General features: G+C 62.1%; 18 protein-coding genes. 14 read left to right on the top strand and 4 right to left on the bottom strand.

Features of this window, described 5'->3' with window-relative positions; genetic code table 11:
* Nucleotides 1-144: 144 nt before the first annotated feature.
* Both hslU and hslV read right to left on the bottom strand, forming a co-directional pair.
* Nucleotides 145-1,473, bottom strand: a complete 1,329-nt coding sequence (gene hslU, locus ACSMXM_RS00410) for an ATP-dependent protease ATPase subunit HslU (RefSeq protein WP_460312965.1) — start codon at nucleotides 1,471-1,473, stop codon at nucleotides 145-147.
* Complete coding sequence (gene hslV, locus ACSMXM_RS00405) at nucleotides 1,473-2,027, bottom strand: ATP-dependent protease subunit HslV (protein WP_460312963.1); 555 nt, start codon at nucleotides 2,025-2,027, stop codon at nucleotides 1,473-1,475. The genes hslU and hslV overlap by 1 nt, the downstream gene beginning before the upstream one ends.
* 92 nt (nucleotides 2,028-2,119) lie before the next feature.
* Between hslV and ACSMXM_RS00400 the strand changes: the two genes are divergently transcribed.
* The 13 genes from ACSMXM_RS00400 (at nucleotide 2,120) to nadB (ending at nucleotide 14,874) form a co-directional block, all read left to right on the top strand.
* Complete coding sequence (locus ACSMXM_RS00400; protein WP_460312962.1) at nucleotides 2,120-3,415, top strand: PQQ-dependent sugar dehydrogenase; 1,296 nt, start codon at nucleotides 2,120-2,122, stop codon at nucleotides 3,413-3,415.
* 93 nt (nucleotides 3,416-3,508) lie between these two features.
* Nucleotides 3,509-3,829: a hypothetical protein gene (locus ACSMXM_RS00395; protein ID WP_460312960.1), complete on the top strand. Its 321-nt coding sequence runs from the start codon at nucleotides 3,509-3,511 to the stop codon at nucleotides 3,827-3,829.
* A 169-nt stretch (nucleotides 3,830-3,998) separates the two neighbouring features.
* Nucleotides 3,999-4,592 (top strand): imidazoleglycerol-phosphate dehydratase HisB, encoded by a 594-nt coding sequence (gene hisB / locus ACSMXM_RS00390; protein WP_460312958.1) that lies wholly within the window; start codon nucleotides 3,999-4,001, stop codon nucleotides 4,590-4,592.
* A gap of 12 nt (nucleotides 4,593-4,604) precedes the next feature.
* Nucleotides 4,605-5,261 (top strand): imidazole glycerol phosphate synthase subunit HisH, encoded by a 657-nt coding sequence (hisH, locus tag ACSMXM_RS00385; RefSeq protein ID WP_460312957.1) that lies wholly within the window; start codon nucleotides 4,605-4,607, stop codon nucleotides 5,259-5,261.
* A 47-nt stretch (nucleotides 5,262-5,308) separates the two neighbouring features.
* A complete protein-coding gene (gene hisA / locus ACSMXM_RS00380) occupies nucleotides 5,309-6,040 on the top strand; it encodes a 1-(5-phosphoribosyl)-5-[(5-phosphoribosylamino)methylideneamino]imidazole-4-carboxamide isomerase (protein WP_460312955.1) in 732 nt (243 codons plus the stop codon).
* Between the two features lie 48 nt (nucleotides 6,041-6,088).
* Nucleotides 6,089-6,868, top strand: coding sequence for an imidazole glycerol phosphate synthase subunit HisF (hisF, locus tag ACSMXM_RS00375; RefSeq protein WP_460312953.1), 780 nt, complete (start codon nucleotides 6,089-6,091; stop codon nucleotides 6,866-6,868).
* On the top strand, nucleotides 6,865-7,182 hold the full coding sequence (locus ACSMXM_RS00370; RefSeq protein WP_460312951.1) for a phosphoribosyl-ATP diphosphatase: 318 nt from the start codon (nucleotides 6,865-6,867) through the stop codon (nucleotides 7,180-7,182). Before hisF ends, ACSMXM_RS00370 begins: the two co-directional genes overlap by 4 nt.
* 47 nt (nucleotides 7,183-7,229) lie before the next feature.
* Nucleotides 7,230-7,622, top strand: coding sequence for a histidine triad nucleotide-binding protein (locus ACSMXM_RS00365; RefSeq protein WP_460312949.1), 393 nt, complete (start codon nucleotides 7,230-7,232; stop codon nucleotides 7,620-7,622).
* Between the two features lie 70 nt (nucleotides 7,623-7,692).
* A complete protein-coding gene (locus tag ACSMXM_RS00360; RefSeq protein ID WP_460312947.1) occupies nucleotides 7,693-9,123 on the top strand; it encodes a sodium-dependent transporter in 1,431 nt (476 codons plus the stop codon).
* A 62-nt stretch (nucleotides 9,124-9,185) separates the two neighbouring features.
* A complete protein-coding gene (locus ACSMXM_RS00355; RefSeq protein ID WP_460312945.1) occupies nucleotides 9,186-10,769 on the top strand; it encodes an amino acid permease in 1,584 nt (527 codons plus the stop codon).
* Nucleotides 10,770-10,839: 70 nt separating this feature from the next.
* Nucleotides 10,840-12,270: a metalloprotease TldD gene (gene tldD, locus ACSMXM_RS00350; RefSeq protein WP_460316316.1), complete on the top strand. Its 1,431-nt coding sequence runs from the start codon at nucleotides 10,840-10,842 to the stop codon at nucleotides 12,268-12,270.
* 53 nt (nucleotides 12,271-12,323) lie between these two features.
* Nucleotides 12,324-13,271: an ABC transporter ATP-binding protein gene (locus ACSMXM_RS00345; protein ID WP_460312943.1), complete on the top strand. Its 948-nt coding sequence runs from the start codon at nucleotides 12,324-12,326 to the stop codon at nucleotides 13,269-13,271.
* Nucleotides 13,261-14,874, top strand: coding sequence for an L-aspartate oxidase (nadB, locus tag ACSMXM_RS00340; protein WP_460312941.1), 1,614 nt, complete (start codon nucleotides 13,261-13,263; stop codon nucleotides 14,872-14,874). The genes ACSMXM_RS00345 and nadB overlap by 11 nt, the downstream gene beginning before the upstream one ends.
* 8 nt (nucleotides 14,875-14,882) lie before the next feature.
* Here nadB and ACSMXM_RS00335 read toward each other — a convergent pair whose 3' ends face one another.
* Both ACSMXM_RS00335 and ACSMXM_RS00330 read right to left on the bottom strand, forming a co-directional pair.
* Nucleotides 14,883-15,578 carry a TIGR04283 family arsenosugar biosynthesis glycosyltransferase gene (locus tag ACSMXM_RS00335; protein WP_460312939.1) on the bottom strand — a complete coding sequence of 232 codons (696 nt, stop codon included), beginning with the start codon at nucleotides 15,576-15,578 and terminating at the stop codon, nucleotides 14,883-14,885.
* Nucleotides 15,551-16,141, bottom strand: coding sequence for a TIGR04282 family arsenosugar biosynthesis glycosyltransferase (locus ACSMXM_RS00330; protein WP_460312937.1), 591 nt, complete (start codon nucleotides 16,139-16,141; stop codon nucleotides 15,551-15,553). Before ACSMXM_RS00330 ends, ACSMXM_RS00335 begins: the two co-directional genes overlap by 28 nt.
* Before the next feature lie 43 nt (nucleotides 16,142-16,184).
* Between ACSMXM_RS00330 and ACSMXM_RS00325 the strand changes: the two genes are divergently transcribed.
* On the top strand, nucleotides 16,185-17,813 hold the full coding sequence (locus ACSMXM_RS00325) for an alkaline phosphatase D family protein (protein ID WP_460312935.1): 1,629 nt from the start codon (nucleotides 16,185-16,187) through the stop codon (nucleotides 17,811-17,813).
* Nucleotides 17,814-17,855: the final 42 nt, after the last annotated feature.

The following is a 17,855-nucleotide window of genomic DNA, read 5'->3' as shown; positions in this document are numbered from 1 at the left end:
ACCTCAGACGCTCGCGTAAGTCAGCCTATACTTGCAAGAGCCAGCGACAGGCTCGTTGGGCCATCACCCCGCCCTTTCCGTGAGCGGGTTATGTGAATCGGATCAGGGCATCTTTCGATATGCGGCGGTCTCAGTCCACGCGAGCTAGAGCACGTATTTCGACAGGTCCTGGTCCTCGACGATCTCGGCAAGTTGCTTGTCCACATAGGCGGCGTCGATTTCGATCCGCTGGCCGGCCTGTTCCGACGCCGAGAAACTGATTTCCTCGACCAGCTTTTCCAGAACGGTCTGCAACCGCCGCGCACCGATATTTTCCACCGACGCGTTCACGTCCGCTGCCAGCTTGGCGATGCGGTTGATGGCATCCTCGGTAAAGACCAGGTCGACGCCTTCCGTACCGATCAGGGCACGATATTGCGTGATCAGGCTTGCCTCCGTGTCCTTCAGAATGTGGCGGAAATCCTCCTCGGTCAGCCCCTTCAGCTCGACCCGGATTGGCAGGCGACCTTGTAGTTCAGGCAGCAGGTCCGACGGCTTGGCAACATGAAACGCACCCGACGCGATAAAAAGGACGTGGTCCGTCTTTACTGCGCCATGCTTCGTCGACACCGTGGTGCCCTCGATCAGCGGCAGCAAGTCGCGCTGTACACCCTCGCGGCTAACGCTGCCGCCGCGCACATCGGACACGGCAATCTTGTCGATCTCATCAAGAAAAACGATGCCGTTCTGTTCGGCGGCCTCGATGGCCTCCCGCGCGATCTCCTCGTCATCAAGGCGTTTGTCAGATTCTTCAGCCAGCAGCACGTCAAAGGCCTGGGCAACGGTCAGCTTCCGCTTTTTCTGCTGCTTGCCCATCTTGCCAAACATGTTGCCGAAATCGATCATGCCGACCTGACCGCCCATGCCGGGCATTTCGAACGGCATTGACGGCGTTGCCTCCACGTCGATCTCTATGCGCCGGTCGGAAAGCTCGCCATTCGCCAGCTTCTCGCGCATCTTCTCGCGCGTACCGCTGGTGGAATCCTTTCCTGCCAGCGCATCGATCAGCCGCTCCTCGGCGTCTTTTTCGGCATCCGCTTTTACGGCGGCGCGCTTCTGCTCGCGGACCAGACGGATCGCCTCCTCAACCAGATCGCGGACGATCTGTTCAACATCGCGGCCGACATAGCCAACTTCCGTAAATTTGGTGGCCTCTATCTTGATGAACGGCGCCTCCGCCAGCTTGGCGAGGCGGCGGGAAATCTCGGTCTTGCCGCAACCCGTCGGCCCGATCATCAGGATATTCTTCGGATTGACCTCTTCGCGCAGCCCCTCGTCAAGCTGCTGTCGGCGCCAACGATTACGAAGGGCAACGGCGACCGCACGTTTCGCCTCCTTCTGGCCGACGATATAGCGGTCCAGTTCGGCAACAACGGCGCGCGGGGTCAGTCCCTCGATCGATCGATCGGGGACGGTAAAATTCTGTTCGGACATCAGGTGGTAGCTTCCAGCGTTTCTATGGTCAGATTATCGTTCGTATAGACGCAGATTTCGGCGGCGACGGCCATCGCGCGGCGGGCGATATCCTCTGCCTCCCGGTCGGTCGCCTCCATCAGGGCGCGCGCGGCGCTAAGGGCGAAATTGCCGCCTGATCCAATGGCGGTGACATTGTGCGTGGGTTCCAGAACGTCGCCCGTACCGGTCAGGACCAGCGTCACGTCCTTGTCGGCGACAATCATCATCGCCTCCAGCTTGCGAAGATAGCGGTCGGTGCGCCAGTCCTTCGCAAGCTCGACGGCGGCGCGCTTCAACTGGCCGGGAAAACGCTCCAGCTTGGTTTCCAGGCGTTCCAGCAGGGTAAATGCATCGGCGGTCGCGCCGGCGAAACCGCCAATGACGCTGCCGTCACCCAGCTTGCGTACCTTTTGCGCATTTCCCTTCATCACCGTCTGGCCCAGGGACACCTGGCCGTCACCCGCGATAACGACCCTATTGCCCCGGCGGACGCAGCAGATCGTCGTGCCGTGCATCGATTGTGGTTCGGACATTTTGCCTCTGTCATGATGGATAATCGACTATCGATATGGGCCTTGGTAGAGCGGTTTCAATTCACTGCCCGTTTTGATCCCGGAGACCCGTCATGCGCCGCCACCTTACCCTTGCGTCGCTGATCGCGCTGCCGCTGTTCCTGGCAGGCTGCGGCGACAGCGCAAATCTAAGCGTCAGCGAGGGCACCGGCGCCAATCCGGCATTGCCGCAGCCGAATGAAACCCTGTTCCCCACCGTCAATACCGCTGAGCCTGGCAGTTGGGGCGAGGGGGAAACGCCGACCGCCGCGCCCGGCTTCACGGTTAGCGAATATGCCGGAGGGCTGGATCACCCGCGGTGGCTGTACCGCCTGCCGAACGGCGATGTGCTGGTTGCGGAAACCAATGGTCCGCCGAACGAAAAATCGGGTTTCATGGCGTGGATTGAGAAAAAGATCATGTCGCGCGCCGGGGCGAAGGTGCCGAGCGCCAACAGGATCACCCTGCTGCGTGACGCCGATGGCGACGGCACGGTCGATGCCCGCCACGAATTCTTGACGCAGGGGCTGGCTTCTCCCTTTGGCATGGCGCTGGTGGGAGACACATTCTACGTCGCGAACTTCGCAGGGCTGCGGGCGTATCCTTATGAGGACGGCGCAACATCTATCACCGATGCTGGGACCGACGTTCTGGAATTCCCGACCCTTGGAAAAAATCCGGGTCATTGGACCCGCAATCTGATCGCCAGCCCAGACAGCACAAAGCTGTATATTGCCATCGGCTCGGTCTCCAACGTGATGGAGGAGAACCCGGAGGTCGAGGAAGGGCGTGCCAGGATCATCGAATATGACATCGCCACAGGGGCTACGCGTCCCTATGCCACAGGGCTACGCAATCCCGTCGGGATGGCCTGGAATCCCGTCTCGGGCGAGTTGTGGACCGCCGTCAATGAGAGAGACAGGCTGGGGTCCGACCTGGTCCCCGACTATATGACCAGCGTAAAAGATGGCGGCTTCTACGGCTGGCCGTACAGCTATTATGGCCAGAATGTTGACGACCGGCCGGCCGACAGCCAGCCCGAGCTTGTCGCGCGGGCGATCCAGCCTGATTACGCCCTGGGGCCGCACACCGCGAGCCTGGGCCTGGCCTTCACGCCAAAGGGAGGTGGCGCTGTTGTGGGCCAGCATGGATCGTGGAACCGCGAACCGCGCAGCGGATACAAGGTTGTCTATGTCCCCTTCGACGGCGCACAGCCGAGCGGCCCACCAGAAGACCTTCTGACTGGGTTTCTAGTTGGAGATATTGCTAAGGGAAGGCCCGTCGGAGTGGCCTTTGACCAGACGGGCGCCCTGCTGGTGGCGGACGATGTGGGCAACAAGATATGGCGTGTCGGTCCGAAAGTGAATTGACAATTTCTTCTTTTCATCGATGAAACTTGTACCCGCAGAGGGCGTTGACCCGGCAGAATGTGCAGTATGACCGCAAGCAAAGGGACAGTGATCATGACCAAATTTTTTGCAGCAAGTGCCGTTGTTTTGGCGATTGGCCTATCCGCTTGCGGAGAGCCGGAAGTCGCCGACGACACAATGGTGACCGACGACCCCATGATGACGGACGACACCATGACCGATGACACCATGATGGACGACGGCATGATGACCGACGACACCATGATGGACGACGGTACCATGACTGACGACACCATGATGGACGACGGCACCATGACCGACGACACCATGATGGACGACGGCACCATGACCGACGACACCATGATGGACGACGGCGCCATGACCGACGACACCATGATGGACGAGCAGCCGTAAGGCGGTTGTCGCAAAATGCCGTTCGCCGCGAGGCGACCGGCATACGGTTGAGGCAGCCCGGAGTTTGTGGCCGGTCGGTGTGACACCGGGCACACCCCTGCTCCGGCGGGTCTCTCCTTGGAGGGCCGTTCGCGTTGCGGACGGCCCTTTTCATTTATAGATACCCCGCATGACCAGAACCGCTGAGATCGTCCGCACGACGAAAGAGACCGACATCCGCCTCGCCATCGATCTGGACGGCAGCGGCAAATACAATATTTCGACCGGCATCGGATTTTTCGATCATATGCTGGAGCAATTATCGCGACATTCGCTGATCGACATCGATCTGGTCACGAAGGGCGACCTGCACATTGATCAGCACCACACGGTCGAGGATACCGGCATCGCGTTGGGTGAGGCGGTGAAGGCGGCATTGGGCGACAAGGCGGGGATCAGGCGGTACGGTCAGGCCTATGCACCCATGGACGAAACACTGACGCGCTGTGCGCTCGATATTTCCGGGCGTCCCTACACAGTTTACAAGGTCAGCGTTCCGCAACAGCGGCTGGGGGAAATGGACACCGAATTGTTCCCGCATGTCTTTGAAAGCTTCGCGCTGGCGGCAGGCATCACTCTGCACGTTGAAAACCTGTACGGTGAGAATTCACATCACATTATCGAATCCACCTTTAAGGCGGTCGCACGCGCCCTGCGCATGGGGATAGAGGTGGACCCCCGTCTGGGCGGCGCCATTCCCAGCACCAAGGGGCAATTGGGCTAGGAGAGGGCTGTCATGGCGCAAAGGATCGCCGTTATCGATTACGGCGCGGGCAATCTGCGTTCCGTTGCCAAGGCATTGGAAGTTGCCGCGAAGGACGCCGGCAGGGGCGGACAGATCGTGGTAACCGATTCCGCCGATGCCGTCGCCGGGGCCGATCGCATCGTTCTGCCCGGCGTCGGTGCATTCGGCCAGTGCGCCACAGCCCTGCGCTCCGTAGAGGGCATGATCGAGGCACTGACGGAGCGCGTTATTCATGGCGGCGTTCCGTTTCTGGGCATCTGTGTCGGCATGCAGTTGATGGCCCGCCGCGGCCGCGAACATGGCGTGCATCAGGGATTGGGCTGGATCCCGGGCGAAGTGGTGAAGCTGGACCCGCCGGATCCCACGCTGAAAATTCCGCATATGGGCTGGAGCCCCATTTCCCTGAAGCTTGCAGGCCTGCGCCATGCGGCGCTGGGAAAGCTGGAAAATAATGGCGAGGCCTATTTCGTTCATTCCTATCATTTCGAACCAAAGGAGCACGCCCATCTGCTCGCCACCTGCGACTATGGCGGGCCGGTGTCGGCGATCATCGGGCGCGACAATATTCTGGGGACGCAATTTCACCCCGAAAAGAGCCAGCATTACGGCCTGGACTTCCTTCGCACATTTCTGGACTGGAATGTCTAGCGGGAAGCCCTAGGTAGCCGGGGTCCTCTCCCGACCGGAACCTGCGAATGCCCTTTACAATCTATCCCGCCATTGACGTGAAAGGCGGCAAAGTCGTCCGCCTCGCCGAGGGCGACATGGATCGCGCCACGATTTATTCCGACGATCCCGTGGAGCAAGCGCGCGCATTCGGCAAGGCCGGTGCCGAATGGCTGCACGTTGTCGATCTGGACGGCGCCACCGAAGGCCGAGCGAAGAACGCCGAAATTATCGAGCGAATCGTGAAGGCGTTCCCCGGACGCGTCCAGCTGGGCGGCGGCATCCGCAACAAGGGCGCCATTTGGAATTGGATGGACATTGGCGTCAAGCGCGTCGTCCTGGGCACAGCCGCCCTGAAGGACCCCGAACTGGTGAAGCAGACCGCCGCCGACATGCCGGGGCGCGTCGTGGTCGCGGTCGACGCCCGTGGCGGCTTCGTCACCACCGAAGGCTGGGCGGAGGCATCCGACATGCCGGTCCTGGACCTCGCGCGTCGGTTTGAGGATGCGGGCGTCGCCGCCCTCCTGTTCACAGACGTCGGCCGCGACGGCCTGCTGACCGGGGTCAATCTGGAGGCGACGCAGGAACTGGCGGAAGGCACCAGCCTTCCCGTTATCGCATCAGGGGGCGTCGCCGGGGCCGACGATATTCGCGCACTGAAAAAGGCATCCGCGACGACGAACATCACCGGCGTCATCGTCGGGCGCGCCCTGTACGATGGCCGGCTGAAGCTGGCGCAGGCGCTGAGTATTGCGGGATAGAGATAGCACCGGCTTCGCTTCCCGTCTGTTCTTCGCTAGGACATAGAAATGGCTGCGGTTCGCATCATTCCCTGCCTGGATGTCGCCGAGGGGCGCGTCGTCAAGGGCGTCAATTTCGTATCTCTGCGCGATGCCGGCGATCCGGTTGAGGTCGCCCGCGCCTATGACGCTGCGGGCGCCGACGAAATCTGCTTTCTGGACATCGCGGCAACGCATGAGAATCGCGGCACCCTGCTGGATATCGTTAGTCGTACGGCGGACCAGTGCTTCGTGCCTCTGACTGTAGGAGGTGGGGTCCGGGAAGTGGCGGATGCGCGCGCGCTGCTGCTGGCCGGCGCCGACAAGGTCGCGGTCAACTCTGCCGCGGTACGCGATCCTGACGTCATCGCGCGGCTCGCCGCCGGCTTTGGCGCACAATGTATCGTATGCGCGATCGACGCGAAGAAAGTGGCCGACGGCCGCTGGGAGCTCTTCACCCATGGCGGGCGCCGCGAAACCGGCATCGACGCCGTGGAATTCGCAAAAATGGCCGTGGCGAAAGGCGCGGGGGAAATCCTGCTGACCTCCATGGATCGCGATGGGACGAAGGACGGCTATGACCTCGACCTGACGCGCACCATTGCCGACAGCGTTGCCGTTCCGGTGATCGCATCGGGCGGCGTCGGAAATGTCCGTCACCTGGTCGATGGCGTGCGTGAGGGGCATGCAAGCGCGGTTCTGGCTGCATCCATCTTTCATTTCGGGGAAGTCTCCGTCGCCGAAGCGCGGGCTGCCATGGCCGCAGCCGGGATTGCGGTTCGCAAGGGCGCGAAGCAAAAGGCCGCATGACCGATATTCTGAACCGCCTTGCCGTCATCGTCGTCAGCCGTGCCGATGCCGATCCGTCTGAAAGCCATACCGCCGCCCTGATTGCCAAGGGACGCGCCAAAATCGCCGAGAAAGTCGGCGAAGAGGCCATCGAAACGGTTATCGCCGCCGTTCAGAACGACCGGCATGCCCTGATCGCCGAAAGCGCCGACCTGCTGTTCCATCTTTCCGTCCTGTGGGCGGATGCCGGCATTTCACCGGATGATCTGGATGCCGAGCTCGCCCGCCGCGAAGGCGTAAGCGGTATCGCGGAAAAGGCGGGCCGCACGCGCTGAATGCGCGCAACCGCGGCTTATCATCTTTCCAACCGAGGAGGCTGATCATGACACCCGTACCTGCCACCGGCACCTATGATGAGGACAATGTCTTCGCAAAGATTCTGCGCGGGGAAATCCCGTCGACAAAAATTTACGAAGATGAATGGGCCTATGCGTTTCCCGACCTGAACCCGCAGGCACCCACCCATATTCTGGTCATTCCCAAGGGAAAATACATATCGTGGGCCGATTTCTCCTCGCGCGCTTCCGATACCGAAATCGCCGGATTCATCCGCGCAGTGGGACATGTGGCACGCTCAGCGGGCCTTGAAGAGCCTGGCTACCGTCTGTTGGCGAATGCAGGTCAGGATGCACATCAGATGGTGCCGCACCTTCATGTGCATATATTCGGCGGACGCGCGCTCGGCCCGATGCTTGCAGGCGGCGCGAGCGGCTGAGCAGCACCCTTCAATTGTGAAGGAAATACTGTAAGCGGAGCCCCGCCACACCTCAGGGGGAGATTCATCTATGGCAGGGGCAACCCAAATAAAGGCGCCTGACGGCTGGTCCAGTCGCTCCGCCTTTGTGCTGGCTGCCATCGGCGCCGCCGTCGGCCTTGGCAATGTATGGCGATTCCCGACGATTGCGGGACAGAATGGCGGCGGCGCCTTTGTCCTGTTCTATTTCGGTTGCGTCCTGCTGATCGGCCTTCCGCTGGTCCTGTCGGAAATCATGATCGGCCGCGCCGGCCGGAAAGACGCCGTGGGCAGTGTACAGGCAATCGCCAAGAAATCCGGCGTCAGCCCGCGCTGGGCATCATTTGCATGGATTCAGATTACGGCCGCGTTCCTGATCCTCAGTTTCTACAGCGTCGTCGCCGGCTGGGTGATTTATTATGCGGGCGTGATGGGCGCAGACCTAGTGGGCGCCATAGCCGATGGCACGCCCTTTGTCGGCGCCCTTCAGGGCGAAAGCGTGGAGGCGGTACAGGGACGCATGACCGACCTGTTTGCCAATGTCCCCCTTCTGCTGGGTATGCATCTGATCTTCATGGGGCTGACCTATGCCATTGTGGCCCAAGGGGTAGGAGACGGGATTGAAAAGGCGGCGCTGTACCTGATGCCTGCCTTCTTCGTGCTGCTCGTCGGTATTACGCTTTATGGCGCGACGGTCGGTAATCTGGACGCGACATTTGCCTTTTTGTTCACTCCCGATTTTTCCCGCCTGACCCCCGTTGCCATGAATGAGGCGCTGGGTCAGGCGCTCTTCTCAATGAGCCTGGGTTCGGCCGCGCTGATGACCTATGGCGCCTATGTCGACAAGGGTACGAAGCTTGCGCCCACGGCGGGCATGATCGCCATTGCCGATACGGCTGTCGCGCTGCTTGCGGGCCTGATGATCTTCCCCATCGTCTTTGCTGTAGGGCTTGACCCGGCCGCGGGCCCAACGCTGGTCTTTCAGTCGCTGCCCGTGGCGTTCCAGCAAATGCCGGGCGGATCGCTGATCGGCTTCCTCTTCTTTATTCTGATCTTCTTTGCGGCACTGACCAGCTCGATCTCCCTGCTTGAGGGACCAACATCATGGGCGGTGAATGAGCTTGGCTGGTCTCGGCCAGTGGGTGCCGCCATCATCGCGGGCGCCGCATTTCTGGTAGGCATCGCCTGTCTGCTGTCGTTCAATTACTGGAGCGAGGTCCGCCTGTTCTCCTTTTGGCCGATCTTTGAAGACGCAATTATTTTCGACGTGGTCGATGGTTTCACCGGCAAGGTAATGTTGCCACTGGCAGCATTCTTGGTCGCGATCTTCGTCGGCTGGCGCGCCGACAGGAGGCTGGTGCAGCATGAAACGGGCTTGGATGGACCTCTGTTTGCGCTCTGGCGCTTCCTCGTTGCCTGGCTCTGTCCGATCGCGGTTGGGCTGATCCTGCTATTCGGGCTCTTCCCCAGCCTGCTCGTCTGATTTTTGCTATTTGCCGACGCGACGCAATCGCATAGTTACGCCCATGAAAGGGTCAGTCCCATATGTTTCTTGACCGCGTAAAGCCGCTTGATGCCATTCTCGCCACGGCCGAGAAACATGCCCTCACCAGAACTCTCGGCGCCGTGCAGCTTACGCTGCTGGGTGTCGGCGCCATCATCGGTACCGGCATTTTCGTGCTGACGTCGGAGGCCGCGCAAAAGGCGGGGCCGGGCATGATGTGGAGCTTTGTGATCGCCGCCTGCGTCTGCGGAGTCGCGGCCCTTTGCTATTCCGAACTCGCGTCGATGGTTCCGGTCGCGGGCAGTGCCTACACCTATACCTATGCGGTCATGGGCGAATTGCTCGCCTGGACCGTCGGCTGGGCGTTGATTCTGGAATATGCCGTCGCCGCCAGCGCGGTTTCCGTCGGTTGGTCGGGGTATTTTGTCGGCCTGTTAGGTAGTTGGGGCGTGGAATTGCCCCGGGCCCTGACCGTCGGTCCCTATGCGGGCGGCATCGTCAACCTCCCTGCCCTTATCATCGCGCTCCTCGTCACCGTGCTTCTGATGGTCGGCACAACGGAAAGCGCGCGCGTCAACGCCGTTCTCGTCGCGATCAAGGTGACGGCGCTTACCGTCTTTATCGCGCTGACCCTGCCCGTTCTGAACGGCGCGGAGTTCGAACCGTTCATGCCCAATGGAGTGTTTGGCAATGGCAATGGCGCCGGCCTCGGCGTTGTCGGCGCCGCGGCATCCATCTTCTTTGCCTATGTCGGCTTCGACGCCGTTTCGACGGCCGCCGAAGAGACCCGAAATCCCCAGCGAAACGTGCCAATCGGCCTGATCGGTTCGCTGGCCATCTGTACGGTTTTCTACCTGTTGGTCGCCGCCGGTGCGATTGGCGCCGTGGGCGCACAGCCCGTCCCCGGCGCCGACGGCAGCGTTATTCAGCCCGGCACGGCGGAATTCGCGTCGCAATGTCAGGCGATGATCGCCGCCGGTACCGAACCGCTGGTTTGCAGCCATGAGGCGCTTGCCTTCGTACTGAGGGAAATTGGTTGGGAACGGATCGGCGACCTGATCGGTATCGCGGCGTTCCTGGCCCTGCCCTCCGTCATCCTGATCATGCTGTTCGGCCAGACGCGCATATTCTTTGTGATGGCCCGCGACGGGCTGTTGCCCAGCAAGCTGGCCAGTATTCATCCGCGATGGAAGACACCGCATGTGGTGACCATGATCACCGGCGTTGCCGTCGCGATTTTCGCCGCCTTCCTTCCTGTCGGAAAGCTGGCCGATATTTCCAACTCCGGCACGCTGTTCGCCTTTTTCATGGTGGCCCTTGCCGTCCTGATCCTGCGCCGCGCACAGCCGGACCGGCCCCGCCCGTTCCGGACGCCTCTTGTGTGGCTGGTCGCTCCGCTGGCGATGCTGGGGACTGTGGGCCTGTTCTTTAACCTGCCATTAGAGGCCAAGATGGTCCTGCCCGTTTGGGGCGGCCTGGGCCTGATCGTTTATTTCCTCTACGGTCGTCGTAACAGCCACGTCGGTCAGGGTATTACCGACGTTCCCGAGGACGACGCGGACGCGCCCCCCGTGCCCGTCCCGCCAATGCCGAACGCCCCGACCCCGGGCCGCAAGGACGCCTGATCCATTCCAGCCCGGTGTGCAGTCGCAGCCGGGGCTGGCATCGGGACGGGTGACTACGCATATAGCCGACATGACACATCCCGACCCAAGCGCGCTGCTATATGGCGGCACTGACCTAGACCCCGCACGCCTGCCCGCCCTTGTCGGCGATGTTCTCGCGGGAACGGACGACGGCGAATTATATGTGCAGAACGCCGTTTCGGAGAGCTTCGCCTTTGACGACGGCCGCCTGAAAAATGCCGGTTACGACCATATGCGCGGATTTGGGCTGCGGGGATTGGCGGGGGAGAAAACCGCCTTCGCGCATTCGAATATCATGTCAGAGGCCGCGATCCGGCGAGCGGGCGAGACGGTGGGCCTGGCCGCGAAAGGCCATGATGCCATCGCCGCAGCGCCGCCGCCGCGTACCAATCGCAAGATATATGGCGATGAGTCCCCGATCGACGCGACACCCTTCGCGGAAAAGGTCGGCCTTCTTGCAAAAATCGATGCAGCCGCCCGCGCGCGCGATCCGCGCGTTCGGCAGGTTTCTGTGTCCATGTCGGCGTCCTGGTCAGCGATCGAGATCGTGCGCGCAGACGGATTCACCGCGCGTGACCTGAGGCCACTCGTCCGCATGAACATCGAGATCGTGGTCGAGGCGAATGGCCGGCGAGAGCGGGGCTATCACGGCCTTGGCGGTCGCTACGATCTGGAACGCCTGATGGCGGAGGAAAGCTGGCAGCGCGGCATCGACATCGCACTGGCACAGGCGCTGACCAACCTCGAAAGCGTCGCGGCCCCGGCGGGGGAGATGAACGTCGTCATGGGTCCTGGCTGGTGCGGCGTCCTGCTGCACGAGGCGGTCGGCCACGGTTTGGAGGGAGATTTCAACCGCAAGGGGCAGTCCACCTTCTCTGGCAGGATCGGCCAGCAGGTTGCAGCAAAGGGCGTGACCGTCGTCGACAACGGCGCAATGGAGGCCCGGCGCGGTTCGCTGAGCATCGACGACGAAGGTACGCCCACAAAGGAAAACGTGCTGATCGAGGACGGGGTGCTGAAGGGCTATATGCAGGACCGGCTGAATTCCCGCCTGATGGGAGTGGCCGCGACCGGCAATGGCCGCCGCGAAAGCTATGCCCACGCGCCCATGCCGCGCATGACCAACACATTCATGCTGGGCGGTGATCAGGAACCGGAAGAGATCATCAAGCGAGCAGGAAACGGCATTTACGCCAAAAGCTTTGGCGGCGGCCAGGTGGACATAACATCCGGCAAATTCGTCTTTAGCCTGACCGAAGCGTACAAGATCGAGAATGGCCGCATCGGTGCGCCAATCAAGGGCGCAACCCTGATTGGCAACGGCCCCGACGTGATGACCCGCGTCACCGCTATCGGCAATGACTTCGCGCTGGATGAAGGTGTCGGCATTTGCGGCAAGGGCGGACAGTCCGTACCGGCGGGCGTGGGTCAACCGACGCTGTTGGCCGAGGGGCTGACCGTCGGCGGTACCGCCGCGTGAAGGTTCCTCCACGGGGTGTGGACCGCCCGCGTGCGGAACGCTAACGCCGGGCTATGAACACCACCGCTGCTACCGCCGCCGCCATCGAGATCCGCGATCTGGAAAAAACCTATTCGGACGGCAAAAGGGCGCTGAAGGGCGTCAGCTTTGACGTGCCGCGCGGCCAAATATTCGGTCTGTTGGGGCCAAATGGCGCAGGCAAATCGACCCTGATCAACATCCTCGCTGGCCTGGTCAATAAGACCGGCGGCAGTGCGAAGATCTGGGGCTTTGACATCGACAAGGACACGCGCAACGCAAAGCGCGCCATCGGCATCGTGCCGCAGGAAGTCCTGTTCGATGTATTTTTCACACCCTATGAGGCGCTGGAACTGCAGGCCGGAATGTACGGCATCGCGCCAAGGGACCGGCGGTCCATGGAGATTTTGACGGCGCTGCGGCTGGAGGACAAGGCAAACGCCTATTCCCGCACCCTGTCCGGCGGCATGAAACGGCGGCTGCTGATCGGCAAAGCGCTGGTTCACAACCCGCCCATCCTGATCCTCGACGAACCGACCGCCGGCGTCGACATCGAACTGCGCCAGCAATTATGGGAATATGTGCGGCGTCTGCACGCGGAGGGCACGACCGTCGTGTTGACGACGCATTATCTGGAGGAAGCGGAGATGCTGTGCGATCGTATCGCCATCATCAATCATGGCCAGGTTATCGCGAACGACGAGACATCGACCCTGCTGGCGACCGCACAGGAAAAGGTACTGATCGCAGTCCTCGATGCGGATCTGGCGGCCGTTCCGGAAGGTCTGCCTGTCAAGAAGGCGGAGTTGAAAGGCACGCGGGAGTTGATCCTGACCTATGATCGCAGCCAGGTAACTGCGGGGCAATTGCTCAGCTCTCTCGGCGAACGCGGATTGACGGTCGCGGACGTGACCACACGGGAGGCAGATCTGGAGGATGTGTTCCTGCACCTTACCCAGGCGGGCATCGTCGATGGCCACTAGGCCGCAGAGCTTCGATGCCGTGATCATCGGCAGCGGCGCTGCCGGCCTGACTGCTGCGCTGAACCTTGCGCGCACGATGAAGGTCGCCGTGCTGTCGAAGGGCGATTTGAACGCCGGCTCCACGACGTGGGCGCAAGGGGGGATTGCCGCCGTCCTGGAGGCGGGGGATACATTCGAATCCCATATCAGCGACACTATGATCGCCGGGGCCGGCCTGAACGATCCGCGCACCGTTGAATTCGTCGTGGAAAATGCCCCCCGCGCCATCCGCCGCCTGGCGGAACTGGGCGTCCCCTTCAATCCCGACGAGAATGGCGAGGAAGGTTGGCACCTGACGCGGGAGGGGGGACATTCCGCCCGCCGCATCGTGCATGTCGACGACGCGACCGGCTGGTCGGTTCAGGAAGCGCTGGAGCGAGCGGCCCGCGCGGAACCGAACCTGACCCTGTTGCCCGACATGGTGGCCATCGACCTTGTTACCGGCAAACATTCCCCATCCGAAGAAAATGACGGACGTCAGGTCTGGGGCGTCTATGCCTATAATCGGCGAGCCCGGCGGGTCGATACGATCGTGGGCAAGGCGACGGTGCTGGCAACAGGCGGCGCCGGTCGCACCTATTTGTTCTCGACAGCGCCGCGCGGCGCGACCGGCGACGGGATCGCCATGGCATGGCGTGCCGGATCGCGTGTATCCAACATGGAATTCATGCAGTTCCATCCCACCTGCCTCTACAATCTGGAGGTCAAGAATTTCCTGATCACGGAGGCTGTGCGGGGCGAAGGCGGGCTGCTGAAGCTCCCACCGGGCGTGGAAGGCGGCGGTGAACGTTTCATGCCGAGGTTCGACATGCGCGGCGAGCTTGCTCCACGCGACATCGTCGCCCGCGCAATCGATCACGAAATCAAGCGTCTGGGCCTGGACTATGTCCACCTGGACATCAGCCATAAGGGAGATTCGTTCGTCGAGCAGCATTTCCCGACGATCCACAAGAAGCTGCTGGGCCTGGGCATCGACATGACGAGGGAACCGATTCCCGTGGTTCCGGCGCAGCATTATACCTGTGGCGGCGTGCTGGTGGATCGTGCGGGACGAACGGACCTGCCGGGTCTCTATGCGGCGGGGGAGGTATCGCAGTCGGGACTGCACGGGGCCAACCGTCTGGCGTCGAATTCACTGCTGGAGTGCCTGGTCTATGGTGAGGCAGCCGCGCAGCATATTCTGGAACATCGCGCCGACATGGCGGCGCCGCCCGACATCCGCCCCTGGGATGAGAGCCGGGTTCGCAATCCTGACGAAGAAGTCGTCGTGCAGCACAATTGGCGCGAAATTCGCCGCTTCATGTGGGATTATGTCGGCATAGTACGCACCGACAAAAGGCTGGAACGCGCCGCCCACCGCGTTGCCATGCTGAAGGCGGAGGTCGAGGAATATTATGGCAATTTCCGCGTGAGTCCCGATCTGATCGAACTGCGCAACCTGATCACGGTCGCGGACCTGATCGTTCGTTCCGCCCGCGAACGGCCGGAAAGCCGCGGGCTTCACTATAACCTCGACAATCCGCACAGCCTTCCCGTGGCATCGGACACGATTCTGGTACCCTAGGCGGCTCGTCAGCGCGCGCGCCGATAAAAGGCGGCGAGCCGTTCGGGCGAAACCCCCAGCATCCAGCCTGCCAGCATTGCCTGGTTGATTGCCGTCGTCCGCAGGACGCCCTTCGTGCGCCAGCGCCGGGCGGATGTTTCGACACGCTGGGGTAGCGTCACAATGCGCCCCAGTCGCCTTGCCCGGCGCACGAGGTCGAAATCTTCCATTATGGGCAGGGCGCCGAATCCCCCCAGCGCCTCGTACGTGCGTCGGCGCAGAAACAGGGCCTGATCCCCATAGGGAAGACCGAAGAGGCGGCTGCGGATGGTGGCGGCGCGTGCGATCAGACGTTCCGCTGGCCGGGCGTCCGCTATGCCCAGCGAGAACGCCCCCAGCGCCACCGATGGATCGGCAAGCGTCTGCCTGACACAATCCTGCCAATCAGCAGGCAATTCCGTATCGGCGTGAAGGAACAGCAGCATGTCGCCCGCGCATTTGCTGGCGGCAAGGTTGAGAACTGTTCCGCGGGCGCCGTGCTTGACGATCACTTTGGCTCCCGCCGCTGCCGCGCTTTCCGCAGTACCATCCCGGCTGCCACCATCTGCAATAACGACATCGTTTACGTCCAGCGCGGCCAGAGCGGCCGCGATCCTCTCGCATTCATTGAAGGCGGGAATGATGACCGCAATCTGGCTCATGCGTCGCGCAGTAGATCTGGCCAACGCGCGAGATCCTCCGGCCGGTCGCAATCGGCAAGTTCCTCCGCCAGCGCCACGCGAAGATTTGCGGCCGCTGCATTGGCGAGAACCTGCGCCAGCACCGTACTGCTTCCCCATTTCACGTTCGCGAACAGCCGCGCATCAAGTCTGCGCATCGCCACCAGCCAAAATCCCCCGTCGACCGCCGGCCCCAGAACCACGGGCGCCTGATCCAGCATGGCCGCCGCACGCGATACGAGCGCCGCATCCATGTCAGGCACGTCGCTGCCGACGACGAGGGCAGGCCCGGGTGTCAGCGCCGATAGCATATGCGCGCCGAGGTCCGTGCCTTCTTCCCGCCGAAGCGTCAAACCCCCGCCGAACCGCTGACGCCATGCAGCATCCGACTGGCCCCCCGTGACAGACAGGATCGGCGAAAGCGACGCCAGCCGCGCCAATGCCCGGCGGATCAGACGCTCCTGCAAGTCCGCCGCCCCCTCGGCGCCCAAGGCAGCAATCATGCGCGTTTTGCAACGCCCCGCCTCTGGGTATCGGGCGAAGATGATCGGGCGTAGCGCGGCTGTCACAAACCCACCCTAGCAGCGCGCCATCGAAACCGGGAGTATGTGCATGAGCCTGAAGATGCGTCGCCGTCATTTCCTTGCCGCTGGACTTGGCGGGGTAGCTGCGCTGTCATTGCCCGGTTCGCTGCTGGCCGCCACGATGGGCTGGGGTTTTACCCATGGGATAGCCTCTGGCGAGCCATCCGCCGCATCGATCCTGCTGTGGACCCGCTATGTGGGGTCTGGCGACACGACCAGCCTCTCCGTCGAACTGTCCACGGACATTGATTTTACGAACATCGTCGCGGAAAGCGAGGCCCTTGCGAGCGAGGAAACCGCTCATTGTGCGAAAACGACGGTTACGGATCTTTCGCCGGCAACATGGTATTTCTATCGTTTTCGCGCACCCTCTGGCGAAGTTTCCCAGATCGGACGCACGCGCACATTGCCCGCCGATGGCATGGATCCGTTCTCCATGGCCGTGATGAGCTGTTCCAACCTTCCCTTCGGCTATTTCAATGCCTATGCCCATGCGGCGGCGCGCAGCGACCTGCATCTGGCGGTGCATCTGGGCGACTACATTTATGAATATCGCGATGGCGCATATCCCACCCAGGAACAGATCGTCGGCAACCGTCATGTCGATCCTGCGACGGAGATCGTCAGCCTGAACGACTATCATCGCCGTTACGCCATCTATCGCGCAGACCCGGACCTGCAGCGTCTGCACCAAAGTCTGCCCATGATTACCATCTGGGACGATCACGAATTCGCCAATGATGCATGGACCGACGGCGCGGAAAATCACGATCCGGCCACCGAGGGCGACTGGGATGCAAGAAAGGCGGTCGCAAAGGCCGCATATCGTCACTGGATGCCCGTTTCCGACGAACCTTATGCGACCTATCGCATCGGCGACCTCGCCACAATGTTCCGCCTCGACACCAGAATCGAAGGTCGCGACGAGCAGATCGACGTCGCCCGCATCGCGGCGGAGGCCGGCAGTTTCGAGGCGGCGCTGAAACGCATGACAGAACGCGACTGGGCGGACCCGGAGCGGACGCTTTTGGGGGCCAAGCAGGAGGCATGGCTGGCGGAAGCGATGGCTGCTTCCCGCGCCGACGGCATCAGGTGGCAGGTCCTCGCACAGCAGGTGGTCATGGGGTCGGCCTATACGCCACCTGCCGTCACGGAATGGATCGACCCCGCCGCGCCCCCCTTCGTTCAGGAACGGCTGAAAGGTGCGCTTGGCATGGCCAGCGTCGGCATCCCGTCGAACCTAGACGCATGGGGCGGCTATCCCGCGGCGCGCGCGCGCCTGCTGGCAAGTGCGCAGGCGGCGGATGCGAATTTGGTGGTCCTTGCCGGGGACAGCCATAATAGCTGGGCTTTCGACCTGGCGAAGGACAATGCGCCGGCGGGCGTTGAGTTCGGCGTCTCCTCCGTCACATCCCCCGGGTACGAGGCATATTTTACCCGGACGGACCCCAAATTGATGGCGGAGGCGCTGGTCGGATCCAGCCCGGAGATGAAATGGGGGGACATGTCGCGCCGTGGCTATGCCGTGGTCACGCTGACGGGGGAGGAGGCAAGTTGCGACTGGACCTATGTCGACACGGTCAAAAGCCGCAATTCGGCTGCCAGTGTTGGCAAGCGGCTGTCGGTACGCGCCGGGGAGAACCGCCTGCGCGTATGACGGCCCACACCGCCGCGAAATGATGGCACCATTTCGCGGCTG

It is taken from the genome of Pacificimonas sp. ICDLI1SI03 (assembly GCF_054740865.1).
The sequence above is the reverse complement of the archived record's forward strand: the minus strand, read 5'-3'. Positions and strand labels throughout refer to the sequence as shown.